This is a genomic window from Nocardia tenerifensis NBRC 101015, assembly GCF_000308715.1.
GTDB classification, from domain to species: domain Bacteria; phylum Actinomycetota; class Actinomycetes; order Mycobacteriales; family Mycobacteriaceae; genus Nocardia; species Nocardia tenerifensis.
On sequence record NZ_BAGH01000593.1, the window covers coordinates 1 to 14,431 of the forward strand.

Sequence of the window (14,431 nt, forward strand, 5' to 3'; positions counted from 1 at the left end):
GTCGTGGTCGTGCGCGGGCCTTCCGCCCCGGTGCCGAGGTGCATCGCTTGCTCCTTCTGTCCGTGCTGACCTGCGTGATCTCGCGACCACGCCGAGTTATTCTAGTGTATCTAAAGCTGTCACTACCGAGGGTGGCTCACCGTATCGTTTTTTGGTGTCACTCCGGATAATGGCAGTTATCCGGGGCCAGCACGGAAAACACCCAGGTCAGCGTCTCGCAGCCGGGAAATGCCCCTCCCTCGGCGGGATCGGGCGGCAGCGGCGGAGAAACCACCAGATGGCGGGCCCTGCGGCCACCCGCTCACGATCGCACGCTAGCCCGGCACCCACGCCGGGTTTCGTCACCGTGACACCCGAGCCAGGTAGAGCTTGCGCAGGCTGCCCACCACAGTCAGCGCCATCGCGAGCGCACACCCCCAGCGGATCCAGGATTGGTTGGTGATCCCGGCGTGCTGTGTCAACCCCATGACGAGGGCAAGAAAGATCAGAATCAGGAGGTCGTAGGGCAGGGACGCGATCGATGAATCGCCGTCACGCAGTGCCACGACGCAGGTGGTCACGTAAGCCAGCAGCAGCCCGATCACCAGCACATCCGTGATGTTCACCGGTTTCACTTCCCCGCGGCGGCGCAGCTCGCCCGCGAGCAACTCATGCTCGAGGCGCTGACGTTCCAGCAGTGTGGGGGTGGTCATGCTTTCTCGTCGTCGTGGTAGAGCGGGCTGGTGTGGGCCTGGGCGCGCTGGAGTGCGCGCATGAGGGCCTCGGCGTGGCCGGCGGCCTCGCGCAGGTCCTCGGCGGTCTCCAGGGCCGACTGCTGTGCCTGGGCGATACCTTCGCCCGGCTGATCCCGGTGTTCGGTGTGGCGCAGGGTGGGGTCGTCGGCGAAGTGCTCGGCCCAGTCGGCCAGTTGCTGGAGGAACTGGCGCTCGGAGCTGGCGGCCTCGGCGAGCCCGCCCAGCATGGTGTAGCCGTCGACCACGTAGGGCAGAGCCTTGAGCGCGTCGGCGCGGACCACGGTGGCGTGGGCGAGGGTGCGCAGGATCTCGCGGGTGGCCGCGGCGGCCGCGCTGAGGGATCTGACGTCGTGTGGGCCGATGCTCGGCCACATCTCCTGGACGACCTGTACGCGATCGACTTCGATCATGGGCGGGGTTCCCCCGTTCGTGTAGTGGGACTGCTCGGTGGCTCGTCCACGCTGGTGGACGCAAGTCTTCCACCCCGCAGCACCGTCTGCGGCGGGTCGGAGACTCCGGGTGCTCGGGCGGGTTCGTGCCGTCGGTGCCCGCCCCCGGGATCGCCCCGGGCCGACGCCGTTGTCGGGCCCTTCCATCACCGTTGACGTGGGGACCGCGCGGGAGCGGAACACCTATCGAACCCTTCTAGTGTATCTAAAACATCTAGTGTTTCGACAGGTTTTCCCGGCTCGATCCAACAAGACCGGGCGCTGATCGAAATCTGTTGCGGCACAGCAGTTTACGGAAAAAGACACGTCACGAAAGGTCTTGACCTCGATCAACATTATCGGGTAATATATGACACAGAAGGAAGCGGGACCGGACACCCCGCCTTCTTCGACCCCACTCGCACATCACGAAGGGACACTCCCATGCTCAAGCTAATGGACTGGTTCTGCGGCGCTGGCGGCTCCACCCAGGGCGCATCGAAGGTGCCCTGGGTGCACATCGAGCGAGCGGCCAACCACTGGGACAAGGCCATCGAGACCCACGCCACCAACTACCCCGAGGCCGATCACTTCCTCGGCGACCTGAGCACCGACGAGGCCAAGGCGCAGATCGTCAAATGGCCTGTGGCAGACCTCTTCTGGGCGAGCCCGGAGTGCCCGCAATGGTCCTCGGCACGCGGCAAGCGCCGCGACTACGACAACACCCTCCAGGGCGATCTGCTCGACCTCGCGCGTGACGAGGAAGCCGACCGCAGCCGGGCGCTGATGGAGGAGGTCCCGATGTACCTGCGAGGCGTCATCGAGCGCGGCGGGCGGGTGCGCGCCGGGGTGGTGGAGAACGTCGTCGAGGTCCGCCAGTGGGACCAGTGGAACCGCTGGATCGGTGAGATCCGCGCCCTGGGCTACGGAGTCAAGGTCATCGCCCTGAACTCCGGCCACGCCCAGCCGGTCCGCACCCCCGCCGCCCCGCAGTCCCGTGATCGGCTCTACGTCGCCTACTGGGATCTCCAGCTCGGCCGCGAGCCCGACTGGAACAAGTGGTTGCGTCCGCTGGCCTACTGCCAGGCCTGCGACGAGTGGGTCCACGCGCTCCAGGTCTTCAAGCGTCCCGGGGCCGACATGGGCCGCTACCGCACCCAGTACGTCTACCGCTGCCCTCACGTCAGTTGCCGCAACGCGATCGTGGAACCGCCCGCGCTCCCGGCGGCCGCCGCGATCGACTGGACCCTGCCAGGTACCCGCATCGGCGACCGGGAAAGGCCCTTGGCCCCCAAGACCATGGACCGCATCCGCGTCGGGCTGCGCCGCTACGCCTCGGCGGTGCCGATGATGGTCCCCGCCGGAGGGACCTGGCGCGCCGATGCCGCCCAGGTCACCGGGCCCATGGCCGCCCGGACCACCCGCGAGAACGACGGCCTGGCGATTCCGCGCCCGTTCCTGGCGCTGCTGCGCTCGGACCGCCCGCGCACGATCGGGCTGCACGAACCCCTGGCCACGATCGTGGCCGACGGCTCCAATCACGGTCTGGTCGTCCCGCCGCTGATGGTCCCGATGGAGGGCCGCGACGGCAAGGACGCCCAGCTGGCCTCGCTGCCGCTGCGCACCCAGACCACCCGCAACGAGACGGCGGTGGCGTTTGTGCCCTTCGTCGCCGAGCTGCGCGGCGGCTCCTCCGACGCGCGTCCGGTCACCGAGGCCCTGGCCACCGTGACCGCCAGCGGCAACCACCACGGCCTGGTCACCCCGCCGAACGGGATGTCGCCGGAGCTGTGGAACGCGCTGCTGCTGCCCTACTACGGCACCGGCACCGCCCGCCCGGTCTCCGACCCGATGGGGACGCTGTCGACCCGCGACCGCTTCGCCCTGGTCGACGAGGTCACCGAGCGCGACATCGAGGACGTGCGGTTCCGCATGCTCGAGCCCGGCGAGATCCAGGACGCCATGGCCTTCCGCAAGGACTACATCGTGCTGGGCAACAAGCGCCAGCAGGTGCGCCAGCTCGGCAACGCCGTCACCCCGCCCGCCGCCGAGATCCTGATCTCCGCACTGGTCGAGGCCATCACCGGCGAAGAACTCGACCGCTACGCCCACGCGGCCTGATCACCACGACGGAGGGGCCCGCACATCCCGGGCCCCTCCGTTCCCCCTCTCTTTCGTCCACTCCCGCAACACCTTTCGGAAAGGACATTTCCCATGAACGACCCGACCAGCCACCACGACTTCGGGGAGGCGGCAACGCCCCCGTTCGACCCCTCCCTCGCGCCCACCGCCACCGCCGTCGCGGTGCAGGCGGTGACCTCCGGGATCGTCGGGCCCGGCTACGAGCGCACCGAGGCATGGAGAATCATCGAGATCCCGGTGATAGCCCTGGGCTGCTTCGACTGGGAAGCCGACGCCATCTACGCCGCGCTCGAGGGCCTGAGCTGGGTCGGCGACGTCATCGCCGTCGACACCGTCTACGGCACCGACGGACAGAAATTCGAGGCGGGCTGCTCGACCTGGACGAGATTCTCCAACAGCGACGCCATCTACCGCGACGCAGAACACCAATCTCCGCTGTCCCCCCGCGCACGGGCCGCCGGTGAGCACTGGAACTGCGAGCACGCCCTGTTCGGTCCCGGCGCGCGCTTCACCGCCCGCATCGCCACCGACGACTCCGTCGAGCCCGCCGACGGCCCCGCCCAGCGCGCCGACATCGTGATCCTCACCGACGACCAGCCCGACGAACCCCTCGCCGCGTATTCATGCACCACCAACCCGCTCGACCCCATCCCCGCCGACCCCGCCGAGGTCCTGGACCGGCACGGCTGGCGCACGACCGGCCCCGGCCACCTCGATACCGACGGTTACCTGATCGTGGGCGTCGAACGCGCGTGAAATCTCTGCTCCCCCACGCCGATTCGCGCCACGGCTCGCGACGTACCCGGCGCTGGGCATGGATCGGGCGGCCTGTCGAAACCGTGGTCGTGAGACCACGGCCGGACACGGCAGGCCGCCCGGGTGCCCCACTCGCAAAAGAAGGGCATCGGCAAGCCTAGCAAGCCAACCCCACCCACCACGACCTTGTGACACCCGCGATCGAGAAAGGCCTTCGATGATTCCCACCACGCCGGCGGCCGCCGCCCACACCGCGACGCCAGCCGACCACAATGAGTGCGTGGGAACACTGATCACGTTGCAGGAATGGGCCGAACTGCGCGGCCGTAGCTACGGCTCGATCCGCAACAACTGGACCGGCCGCGAGGGCTTCCCGACCCCGAAAAAGAAGCGCCCGCCCACCGGCAAGGGCACCCCCGCTCCCGAGTACGACTCCGACGAGCTCGACACCTTCGCCCAGCGCTGGGAAGCCGCGAACCGCCCGGCTCCCTTCCCGATGCCCGAGGAGCCCGAGGAGTTCCGCACCCTCGGCGCCATCGCCCGCCTGCTCGGCGTCGACGGCAAAACCGTGACCCAATACCGCGCAATCCTCGACGCCGAGGTCGAACACCAGCCACGCGGGGCCCGGCGCGTCTACCGCACCCGCGGCGTCGTCGACGTCCTCAACAACCGCCCCGGCATGGGCATGGCCCGCCCCCACCTGCAACAGCACGAGTAGCCGAGCACCGGGACAACGAAAGCCGCCGGGCGCAACATGCGCCCGGCGGCTTTCGAGTCTCCCGGCAAGGGCCGGAACGCCGACGTCCCACAAGCGCCTCTCGGCGAGTGGTCGCTCGAAGCGACGAATGGGGTGAGGCCCGGGGCTGTCCGGACGCCGACAGCGGTGTTCAACCACAGTCTCCGCCGCGCTATTCCCTGCCGCAGAACCCGCCTCACCCGTGCTGTCGGTCAGGGTTTGCGTGCTACACCGCCGCGCGCGGCGATCGTGGGCGGGGTGCCACCCACATCGGTGGGGCCGGCGTGCCATTCGGTGATGGGGACAAATCCGGGGTCGACGAACTCGAGCCCGTCGAAGGCGGCTCGGATCTCCTCGCCGGTGCGCGGGATGTAGGGCACGCCACCGGATTTCTCGTATTCGGCGCACAGCGTGACATACGCCTGGCTTTCGGTGGTCCCGTCCCACAGGACCAGGTAGCTACCGGAGGGGACCGCGGCCATCACGGTGCGCACGATACGCAGCATGTCGTCGTAGCTGCGGGCGTGGCCGAGCACACCCATGAACATGACCGCGATCGGCTGAGTGAAGTCCAAGACGTTCTTGGCGTCGGAGACGATCTGCTCGGGGTTGTGGAAGTCGGAGTCGATATAGGTGGTCACACCCTGATCGGTGGTGTTGTTCAGCAACGCTCGCGCATGGGTCAACACCAGGGGATCGTTGTCGACGTAGACGATCTTGGCCTCCGGTGCGGCGGCCTGGGCGACCTCGTGGGTGTTCTGCATGGTCGGCAGTCCGGTCCCGATGTCGAGGAATTGGCGTATCCCGGCTTCGGTTGCCAGGTAATGTACTGCGCGGATGAGGAATTGGCGCGACTGGACAGCCATCGTCGCGATATCGGGATCGATTTCCAGGCTCGCCTCACCGACCACGCGATCGACCTCGTAGTTGTCCTTACCACCCATCCAGAAATTCCAGATCCGCGCGGAATGCGGGATGTCGGTACGGATCAACGGCTCATCGGCCATGGGTCAACTCCTCGGCGAAAGCGATACATACGGTGGGGACTCTGGTGCTGTCGCGATGCGACAGTACGCGACAGTCCCCCAGCAGATGGCCCAGTCGAAAATGTTGGCGCACTGTCCATCCCAGCCGCGCGGGCAGGCACGGACGCCGCGGATCATTCGGGTTGTCGCGAGGGGCCCGACGGGACCCTTGCCGATGGCCTCACTCCGGGCGCTAGGATGGGCTCGCTGTCCTGCTCCCCGCGAGGCGGGGATGAGTCGCTGGTTTTCCCAGGAGTAGTCCTGTGCTCCCCGCGTGTGCGGGGCATTCTCCCTTCGTCATGGGGGTTCTCACGGCGCGTCCGTACGCGCGCACATGCCGAATCCGAGAACCGCCACCACGTTCAGCCGAGGCCGGAATATGTTGAACCGCAACGATGTCCACCCAGACGGCGGCGCTGACTCGCCGCGCCGCCGGGTCAACCCGAATTACGCGCTATCACCGCCAGCACGCCCGCGACACCGACGCGCGCGCCGCGCACGCGAAGGTGTCGAAGCGGTGGCGACGCCAGCTCGCCACCGCGGCGTTCAACCGGGGCGATCAAGCGCGCCTGATCGCTATGGTCGGCGAGGGCGCCACCGTGCCCGCGGCGGCCGCCGCACTCGAGATCACTCATCAAGCCGTGTACGGGCGCGCGGCGTGGGACACGAAATTCGGCGACCGTCTCGACTTTTCCGACCGTCATCATGACTGCGGTGTTTCTGAGCTGGCCTTTGTCGTCGTGGACATGTTCGCGACGTTTCGCGCGGGTGTTCGGCGAAGGTGCCCAGCAGTGGAGCGGCCAGGCATAGGCCTGGCCGCTCCTGGTGCTTCATCGTGCGCGGAGAGAAACCAATGCTGCCAGGACGCAACTGAACGCGGTAGCGCCAGCTTCCCAGCCGTATCGCTCGGTCACGACGGCCCCGATCCATGTGGCGATCGCGAGCGGCAACCAGTCGAGGTTGGAGCCTGGAGGGGATGGCTGGATATCGGAGCGGTCGAAATCGTGAGGCCCAGCTATCATGGGTCGTCTCCTTTGGCAAGAGGGAGCCGCCCGGCCTCGACTCGGAGCAAGCGAGTCGAGGCCGTTTCCGTTGAGCCTGCGAAGGTTTCGAGGCTCTCCGAGCGGTTGAAGTCGGCTGACTTCCTCGGCGACTTTATCCGCGCCGACGAGCCCTTGACCTGGGCGTCGAAGCTGCCCGAAACGCATTATGTAACGATCGAATAACGAATCGTCGTAGGACCATTGAACTCAGGTCTTATTTCATAAGGACCCTAAGCGATCCCTAACTTTAGTTGATATGTCATCATATCCCCTGGTCAGACTGTCGTTTCGGTCGAAAAACCCTCCCTTCGTCGTGTGATTCAATTCACACGAATCGGTTTCGGAGGTTCGCTAGAAATCGGCGTGTCGTCAAGGTGTGTCGCTGAAAGTGGGTCTGCGAGTGCGGCTTCAAGTCTCGCGACGCGGTTGTCGAACTCCCCGGCGAAGCCCTCGCCGCGCTGGCCGATTTCCTGCGCGAGCACACCGCAGGCGGCGCACTCCTGCGCCGCCTGCACCCTGAGTGAAAGTCCTGTCCCGGCGGGGTTGTTTCGCGCCGCGTCTATCGGGACCGAACCTCTACGAGATCATCGGTACGAAAACAGCGAGATCGTAGAGCCCATGGCAGAGGATCGCTGGCCACAGCGACCGGGTGTAGAGCGTCAACCCGGTGTAGAACACCCCACCGATCGCCGAGGTCGCCACATTCATCGGGCCGAACGCCGCATGCGCGAAGGCGAAGCCCGCAACGCTCACCCCCGCCGCGGCCGCGACCACGAACACCCGGACCACGCGGGGCGCACTCAGCACGGCCACACCGCGCTGGACCAGCAAAAACGTTGCCCGATAACGGATCTCCTCCGGGAACGCGGCAACCAGGAACGGGTACAGCACCAGCAGGCTGAAGGCACCGCCGCGGGTGAGCAGTTCCGTCCTGCGGGCGTTCGCGGCCGCCTGGTCGGCATCGGTCACCGGATGCCACACCGCCCCGAGCAGCGTGTCGAGCCCGACATGCGCCAGCGCCAGCACGACCGGGACCACCAGACACCACACCAGCAGCGGCCGGCTCTGCCAGCGGGCAGGCTCGGGACGACGAAACCCCAGAAGCCCGCACGCCGCGCGGACTTCGACCCGCACCGGCGACGGCGGCCGTGTCGAGAACGCGCTGACGCCGATGTAGGCCGCGGCCAGAAGCCCGAAACACACCGCGAGCTCCACCGCCAACGACGTATGACCCTGCGCCACCGCGCGTCCGCACAGCAGCAACGGACACGCCAGCATCAGCGCCGCCAACCCCCGCAAGACCAATCGAGCCCTCGGCGGCCGCGCAGCCCCGCACCGATCCGCCGCCGCCCCTGGCGCGCTCGCGCCGGGTAAATCAGATCGACCCGCTGATGGCATCACTCCCCCGCTCTCCTGCGCCCTCGCCCGTATCCGACGCCGCCTGAACCGGTCATAGCACCGATACGGCACCCCGTGCCCGACGCCACGCCCGATCACTCGGCGCACGAAGCCATCCGAAGTCTCATGTTCAGATTGCAATATATAGATAACCGGATGTTCGCTATTGAGTGCTGAGATGGTCGGGGCAGACCAGCGCCCCGGTCCCCTGCTCGCGCCAGCCATGGTCTTCCAGCCATCTGCGCACCGCGTCGGGCATTATGCCCTCGGTGATCAGCGCGGCCGCGAGCGCGTCGACCAACAGGGGGCCGCCGCAATCGCAGGCCGCGCATTCCACGTCGGCGATCTGATGGTGCGGCGGCCGCGGGCAGCAGCGATGACAGTAGCGCCGCTCGACCGCAGCCTCCGACCCGGCGGGGTCCGGCACGAGCCAGACGACCTGGAGATCCTCGCGCAGGCGACCGCGTGCGCTCACGCCCTTCGCGCGATACCCGCATCCCGGGTTCGGACAGATGCGCGGCGCGGCCGCAGGGCGAGTCCGCGTCGCCGGCGTCATCGTCTCGGCACCGGACTCCCACAGCGGGAGCTGGCCCTGCACCGGAGGGTGGGTGGTGAGTTCCATCGACATCGACCTCCACATCTAGATTCTTATGGTTCGATTGTATCGAAAACATCTGAATGGGAGGGCTCTCTCGCTACCCTGATTCGAACGCTGCGTGCCGTGCCCACCTGCGACACGGAAACCGTCTGTGGCCGTGGGGATGTCGGTCCCCGCGGTTAAGCTGCTGGCTGTGACCGGCAAGGAGATCGAGGTCTACCGCCCGGCGGCCCCGGCGCTGGCAGACGCGGAGATCGACCGTATCCGGGTGGTACTGGCGCCACTCGGGATCACCGACCTGGACTCCGACGGGGAACTCGCGGCCGCGCCGCTGCCGTCGCTGTCCAGCGAGGATGTCCGGCTGATCGGGGACGCCACCGCGACAGCCCAGGCCCGCAACACGATTCGCTCCTACGCGACCGACTGGCGACGCTTCCAGCGCTGGTGCGCGGACAACGCCACGCAGGGCCACCAGGCGTTGCCCGCCCACCCGCTGACCGTGGCCCTCTACATCAGCGAGGCTGCCGCGCTGCGCGACAGCAAAGGCCGCCGCCGCTACGCACCTCCCACCCTCACCCGCTGGGTGGCCGCGATCGGTGACCGCCACCGTGCGGCCGGATTCGCACATCCCGGCTCGGCGCGCGTCGTCACCGAGGTCCTGACCGGCATTCGCCGAGCCTGCCGGGAGAACGGGGAACGCCGCCCTCGCCGCGCCGAACCGGTCCTCGTCGACGACGTCCGCGAACTGGTCACTCAAGCCCGCCTCCAGGCCGAGAGCCCCGCCCAGCGCGTCGCCGCGCACCGCGACTGCGCCCTGCTGTTGATGGGGTTCACCGGCGCGTTCCGGGCCTCGGAAATGGCCGAGCGGTGGCTCGAGGACATCACCCCGCACCGGCTCGACGGCCTCCACGTCCGGCTGCGGATCTCGAAGGGATCCCAGGAAGACGAAGTCGTGGTCGCGCTCCCCCGCGGCACCGGCCCCGCGACCTGCCCCCCGTGCGCGTGGCGGCGCTGGCTCGACCTCGTCGCCGCCCACGACGCCGGCGGCCGCGTCGCCGTACGGCAACTGCTCCACCGCACCGTCGACGACTACACCCGGCACGTGTGCCGCGGGCGATGGCCCGAACTCCCGCAGCCGCAGAACCCGGCCTTCCGCGCGGTCGACCGCCACGGCAACATCGCCTCCGCCGCGCTCACCGCCGAGGCCGTCGGCGACATGCTGCGCCGCCGACTACTGACCGTCGGCTACGACGAACAGACCGCGGCCGCGTTCGCGGGCCACTCCCTGCGCAGCGGATTCGTCACCCAGTCCTACCGCCTCGGCGCCAGCGACTACGAGATCCAACGCCAAACCCGGCACAAATCCGTCGCCATGCTCCGCGTCTACGCCCGCGAACACGCCCCCCTCGTCGGCAACGCCGCCACCCGCCTGCCATGGTGAGCCCCGCGTCCACTGCGCGCTACCAATACGACTACAACCGCTGGAGCGACTGGTGTGCCGCCCACGGCCACACCCCACTGCCCGCCGACCCGCACGTGATCAGCCAATACCTGGCCTCCGAGCCCGCGACACCCTCCACCCAGCGAGGCCGCCTCAGCGCCATCAACTGGGCCCACCGCACCGCCGGACTACCCGCCCCCGGCCGCACACCACACCTCCGTGAAACCCTCAACCCCACCCGTGCAGCCCGGACCCAACGCCTGCACACGCTGATCGACGACATCCTGCCCCGCCTGCCCATCTGGGGCTGGCCCGCCGGACTCTTCGGCCGCCGCGACGCGGTACTACTGCACCTCATCCGCTCGGGACTGGCATTCCCACACATCTCAAGCCTCACCCGCCGCGACATAGCGGTCAGCCCCGATCACGTCGCCATCGGCAAAGGGCCGACCGTAGTACTCGCCGCCACCAAAGACGACACCTGCCCTGTCGCCGCCTTCCGTAGATGGGCAGCCGTCCTCACGACCCTTGAACAGCCCGCTGCGGTCTACCTCCTGGCACACCACCTCGAACAGGAAAGCCTCGCCGAACCCACACTCCCCCCGGCCGGCGGCGGGCCAGCGCTGTTCGCGCTCGACCGAGACGGCAACCCCGACCTCAAACCCGCGCCTCTCACCCCCGGCTCGATAGGAGTGATCGCCGCCGCCCACGTCCTCGGCCGGACACCGGCACACCACCCACGAAAGCGGCGGCGTGCCGACGCCGACCATCGCGCCTCTGAACTCGTATTTGAGAGCGAAAGCCCTCCTCTGAGCAATGACTACTTCGACCGCGGGATTGCCGCCCGACGGCGCGGACTGGATCTGCTCTGCGACATCGAGGCCTTGCTCGATGCCGCAGAGGCAAAGGTTGATCAGATAGTCCGGCATCAGTGGGACAGGCCCCCGGTGTCAACCTGATCGCTTGTGGTGCTGGCTGAGCGATTGGGACGCTCTCATGTGACAGGCAGGGCGCGGCTGGAGCGTATCCACGGAGGGGGTAAACCGCGGTTTACCCCCTCATGCACGATGGCTGAGAGTTTGAAACGAGAAAGCGGTCGGCTCGGGTAAACCGCGGTTTACCCGAGCCGACCGCCAAACTTCCCACACTGCAGATCGCAGCTACTGGCTATTGGACGAGATGAGCTTCAACTGCTCGATCAGGTCCTCCACCCCCGTGCGGTCGAGGTGGGTGTAAAGCGCCGACGCAAGGGTTTCTGTGCCCGCACCCCATTTCTTGAACGCTTTCGCCATTTTGACGGCATCGACGGGGCGAGCCGTAGGCTTGGTGGGCTCGGGCTGCTCACCCGCCTTATCGTTCTCTTTTTGTTCGAGTTGTGTGCGCCACCGTGCGACCTGCTCTTCCGCCGGAACCCGACCCAGAGCACGCGCCTCACGAATGGCTAGCTCACCAGCTCGAAGCTTCGCCTGGAGTTCGGCTGTGAGGTTCAGGATTGCCAACCGTTGCGAGACCCACATCTTTGACTTGCCGAGAGTTCTTCCGGCCGCTGCGCCATTGCCGCCACAATCCGCGACGAGGTCGCGGACAGCGTTTGCCTCTTCTATCACATCCAGGTTGTCTCGCTCGACGTTCTCACGAATCGAGGCAGCACGAAGCGTCGCTCTAGTGGCTGCCACTACGTTCTTGATGACGCATTCAAGGGTTGAACGACCATACTCGCGGGCAGCCTCCAGGCGACGGCAGCCGTTGATGACCACATACTTGGCGGTGCCGAGCTGAGCCTCAAGTTCGGGGAAGATCTTCAGGAACGCCACGCGATCGACGACAAGAGCCGACTGAAGCTGGATTTCGGCGATAGAGGCGAGGTCTGACACGTCGATCTTCTCGCGGGGATTGAGCGGATTAGCAACAAGATCGCTCAAGCTGATTTCCAGGGGCCTGCCGTCCGGGGCGGGGACTGGCGCACTTCGATCGGCTTCTCGCCCCGACGGCGCCTTCCGCCCATCCACAGTGGAATTCTCGCCTGTCGAGTCGAGAAGATCAGCAAAGTCGGCCCGTCCTCCGCGCGCCATCAGCGTGCCCCTGCCTTCAGCTCCAAAGCCAGTTTGCTGAAATCTGCCTGAGCCAGCATCGATACGCGGTTGCGCGGATACTCCGTGACCACCAACCCGTCGGCCGCAGCCCTAGTGTGCACCTTGTAGTGCCGAATGACAGTGTTGGCCAAGGGCCAGCCAGCCCGGTTAATGAAATTCTGGGTCTGTTTGAGGTCGGCGTCGCCGTCGCGGGGATCCCAATTGTTGATGACTACGGTGAAATCCAACCCCCGTGGCTTAATTACCTTCTCAATTGTGCGGGCTGTTGGGTCGAAACCGAGCGGCTCCGGTTCGACGGGTACCAGCACGTGGTCAGCGAGGTCGAGCACTGCACGCAAGGCGTCGGCGGATGAGCCATTTCCGAGGCCGTCACCCTTGTCATCTTCATCCTCTTGACCGATCCAGCCAGGGGTGTCGACGTACACATGCCTGATACGGCTGCCTTCTTTAAGGCCGCGCAATCCGTCGACGTTGTCGTGCGCCTGGACGATGTGGAACGGGAGGGACTTAACGCGGTCTGCCCACCACAGCGCTGACCCCTGGGGGTCGATGCTTACGGCGGCGACGGGTGAGAAGGCCTCCGGGTCCGAGCCAGTGAGGGCATCAGCGGTGGTGGCCGCCAGGTTCACGGTAACGGTGCTCTTACCGACTCCGCCCTTTTGGTTCAGGACAACCTCTATGTACGCCATCTGGTCTACCTCCGTGTACTTCGCCCGCATGCAGTGGGCTACTTCGGATTTGATGAGGAATCGCCGCGACGAGACTTGCGACTGTAAGAGAGAATATAAGATAGATTTCTAGTGTCAATGATTTCTGCGGCGATTCGCCCAGAGACGTACGACGGACCGGATGCCCACCCCCTCGGAGGAGCAACTCGTGAAGGCCGACCCAAGTACACCCACCAACGGTGAACCATCGGCGGTCGAAGTTCCGGCTGTGGAACTGCCGGTGCGCAAAAATGTCAGCAAGAAGCAGTTCGGAACGCAACTCCACGCCTCGACGATCACTCGCCTCGAATGGATCAAGAAGCGTGGTTACGTCATCTCGAAGACCGTGGACGATGCCGTTAATGCATGGCTTGATTCAGCCGGAGTTCCCCGTCCAGACGCAAAGGGAAAGATGCCCGATGCTTGACGTATGCCTTTCACGCAGGGCGTCGCCGACGGTTGCGCCCAGCGAGGCTGGGGACCCAAGCACCCCAGCGCATTTCGTCACTGTGACATATCAGCCAACGGTCGAGGAGCATATGTGCAATACGCCCTGCGGAGGGTCTGGGGACGGACGTCAACGGTAGTTTGCGACAGAGGTAAACCGCGGTTTACCAGCGTCGGTGGTTCGATACCTCAACTTCCCACACTAAAATTTACGCCCTCGACTGCGGCACTACTCCCACCTACTGCCGCGGTTGGGGCTGTTCCGCTCCTGAAGCAGGGTAGTCATATACGTACGGCCAGCCTTATACCGCCCGACAAACTTCCCACACTGGGCGAGTGCAGTGCAGGCTCCGCGGCGACAGCGCCCTTGAGTATTTGCCGGCGTGGAGCCCGAGAACGGACGCATGGCTCGGTCCGGTGAAGATAGAGTCGGCGTCAGTGTGGGAAGTTCCAGTCAAGAGCCGCAAACTTCCACAAACAACTCGGATCAGGCGTTGTCCAGGATGAGACCGAACCCAGAGACTTAACGATGCGGGCCAGCCTGGTCAATACGTACTCGCCACAGCGCGGTCGGCGCCAGACCCAAATCAAAGTCCCGCATAGGGCTGCCACTGTGTGCGCGCACCGTACGCTCGACTTCGTCGCTGCGGGCCAGCTTCCCCGTCCCCACCGATGTGTAACACGGCAACATGACCAGCAACGCTTCGTCGCCGACAGCTCAAGCGAGCAAGTTGGTTCCGTGCATTCCGACGTCGGAGTCGAATCACCCGCACGGAAGTTGAACTCGCGGATGGTCGCCGCGACAGACTAGGCGACGCCGTACGTGCACCACGAGCTGCGGTGCACGTACCTCATCTCGTCGTAGGACATCATGCGTTTCCCG

14 protein-coding genes are annotated in these 14,431 nt (G+C 66.3%); 6 read left to right on the forward strand and 8 right to left on the reverse strand.

Features of this window, described 5'->3' with window-relative positions; translation table 11 throughout:
• Positions 1-341 precede the first annotated feature (341 nt).
• Together ON39_RS39905 and ON39_RS39910 are read right to left on the reverse strand one after the other, a co-directional pair.
• Complete coding sequence (locus ON39_RS39905) at positions 342-692, reverse strand: hypothetical protein (protein WP_040742014.1); 351 nt, start codon at positions 690-692, stop codon at positions 342-344.
• The gene (locus tag ON39_RS39910) at positions 689-1,144 is read right to left on the reverse strand and encodes a hypothetical protein (protein WP_040742015.1); all 456 of its coding nucleotides are present in this window, start codon (positions 1,142-1,144) and stop codon (positions 689-691) included. Before ON39_RS39910 ends, ON39_RS39905 begins: the two co-directional genes overlap by 4 nt.
• A 462-nt stretch (positions 1,145-1,606) precedes the next feature.
• Here ON39_RS39910 and ON39_RS39915 point away from each other — a divergent pair, with 462 nt between their 5' ends.
• The 3 genes from ON39_RS39915 to ON39_RS39925 all read left to right on the forward strand — a co-directional run bounded on the left by ON39_RS39915 (position 1,607) and on the right by ON39_RS39925 (position 4,778).
• On the forward strand, positions 1,607-3,283 hold the full coding sequence (locus ON39_RS39915) for a DNA cytosine methyltransferase (protein WP_040742016.1): 1,677 nt from the start codon (positions 1,607-1,609) through the stop codon (positions 3,281-3,283).
• A 93-nt stretch (positions 3,284-3,376) separates the two neighbouring features.
• Positions 3,377-4,060: a hypothetical protein gene (locus tag ON39_RS39920; protein ID WP_040742017.1), complete on the forward strand. Its 684-nt coding sequence runs from the start codon at positions 3,377-3,379 to the stop codon at positions 4,058-4,060.
• Between the two features lie 280 nt (positions 4,061-4,340).
• Complete coding sequence (locus ON39_RS39925) at positions 4,341-4,778, forward strand: hypothetical protein (RefSeq protein ID WP_246003242.1); 438 nt, start codon at positions 4,341-4,343, stop codon at positions 4,776-4,778.
• Between the two features lie 230 nt (positions 4,779-5,008).
• On the opposite strand, the gene ON39_RS39930 is transcribed toward ON39_RS39925, so the two are convergent.
• The gene (locus ON39_RS39930; protein ID WP_040742019.1) at positions 5,009-5,803 is read right to left on the reverse strand and encodes an SAM-dependent methyltransferase; all 795 of its coding nucleotides are present in this window, start codon (positions 5,801-5,803) and stop codon (positions 5,009-5,011) included.
• Between the two features lie 413 nt (positions 5,804-6,216).
• On the opposite strand from ON39_RS39930, the gene ON39_RS49355 reads away from it, so the two are divergent.
• Positions 6,217-7,047, forward strand: coding sequence for a hypothetical protein (locus ON39_RS49355; protein ID WP_146251417.1), 831 nt, complete (start codon positions 6,217-6,219; stop codon positions 7,045-7,047).
• A 393-nt stretch (positions 7,048-7,440) separates the two neighbouring features.
• On the opposite strand, the gene ON39_RS39945 is transcribed toward ON39_RS49355, so the two are convergent.
• Both ON39_RS39945 and ON39_RS39950 read right to left on the reverse strand, forming a co-directional pair.
• Positions 7,441-8,154: a CPBP family glutamic-type intramembrane protease gene (locus ON39_RS39945; protein WP_040742023.1), complete on the reverse strand. Its 714-nt coding sequence runs from the start codon at positions 8,152-8,154 to the stop codon at positions 7,441-7,443.
• A 271-nt stretch (positions 8,155-8,425) separates the two neighbouring features.
• Entirely contained in the window at positions 8,426-8,890 is a 465-nt protein-coding gene (locus ON39_RS39950; RefSeq protein WP_040742025.1) for a hypothetical protein, read from the reverse strand.
• Between the two features lie 163 nt (positions 8,891-9,053).
• On the opposite strand from ON39_RS39950, the gene ON39_RS39955 reads away from it, so the two are divergent.
• Positions 9,054-10,301 carry a site-specific integrase gene (locus ON39_RS39955; RefSeq protein WP_246003241.1) on the forward strand — a complete coding sequence of 416 codons (1,248 nt, stop codon included), beginning with the start codon at positions 9,054-9,056 and terminating at the stop codon, positions 10,299-10,301.
• A gap of 386 nt (positions 10,302-10,687) precedes the next feature.
• Here the strand turns inward: ON39_RS39955 and ON39_RS49360 are convergent, their stop codons facing one another.
• The 3 genes from ON39_RS49360 to ON39_RS39970 all read right to left on the reverse strand — a co-directional run bounded on the left by ON39_RS49360 (position 10,688) and on the right by ON39_RS39970 (position 13,083).
• On the reverse strand, positions 10,688-11,230 hold the full coding sequence (locus tag ON39_RS49360) for a hypothetical protein (protein WP_040742027.1): 543 nt from the start codon (positions 11,228-11,230) through the stop codon (positions 10,688-10,690).
• Positions 11,231-11,461: 231 nt separating this feature from the next.
• On the reverse strand, positions 11,462-12,223 hold the full coding sequence (locus ON39_RS39965; protein WP_246003240.1) for a ParB/RepB/Spo0J family partition protein: 762 nt from the start codon (positions 12,221-12,223) through the stop codon (positions 11,462-11,464).
• Between the two features lie 149 nt (positions 12,224-12,372).
• Positions 12,373-13,083, reverse strand: a complete 711-nt coding sequence (locus ON39_RS39970; protein ID WP_051187709.1) for a nucleotide-binding protein — start codon at positions 13,081-13,083, stop codon at positions 12,373-12,375.
• Between the two features lie 187 nt (positions 13,084-13,270).
• Between ON39_RS39970 and ON39_RS49365 the strand changes: the two genes are divergently transcribed.
• Entirely contained in the window at positions 13,271-13,528 is a 258-nt protein-coding gene (locus ON39_RS49365) for a hypothetical protein (RefSeq protein WP_146251415.1), read from the forward strand.
• Positions 13,529-14,431 lie beyond the last annotated feature (903 nt).

Excerpts from the sequence above, each read along its gene's own strand:
- ON39_RS39950 (WP_040742025.1), bottom strand. The coding sequence starts at position 8,890 with ATGTCGATGGAACTCACCACCCACCCTCCGGTGCAGGGCCAGCTCCCG.
- ON39_RS49360 (WP_040742027.1), bottom strand. The coding sequence starts at position 11,230 with ATGCCGGACTATCTGATCAACCTTTGCCTCTGCGGCATCGAGCAAGGC.
- ON39_RS49355 (WP_146251417.1), top strand. The coding sequence starts at position 6,217 with ATGTCCACCCAGACGGCGGCGCTGACTCGCCGCGCCGCCGGGTCAACC.
- ON39_RS39915 (WP_040742016.1), top strand. The coding sequence starts at position 1,607 with ATGCTCAAGCTAATGGACTGGTTCTGCGGCGCTGGCGGCTCCACCCAG.
- ON39_RS39920 (WP_040742017.1), top strand. The coding sequence starts at position 3,377 with ATGAACGACCCGACCAGCCACCACGACTTCGGGGAGGCGGCAACGCCC.
- ON39_RS39910 (WP_040742015.1), bottom strand. The coding sequence starts at position 1,144 with ATGATCGAAGTCGATCGCGTACAGGTCGTCCAGGAGATGTGGCCGAGC.
- ON39_RS39905 (WP_040742014.1), bottom strand. The coding sequence starts at position 692 with ATGACCACCCCCACACTGCTGGAACGTCAGCGCCTCGAGCATGAGTTG.
- ON39_RS39970 (WP_051187709.1), bottom strand. The coding sequence starts at position 13,083 with ATGGCGTACATAGAGGTTGTCCTGAACCAAAAGGGCGGAGTCGGTAAG.
- ON39_RS39930 (WP_040742019.1), bottom strand. The coding sequence starts at position 5,803 with ATGGCCGATGAGCCGTTGATCCGTACCGACATCCCGCATTCCGCGCGG.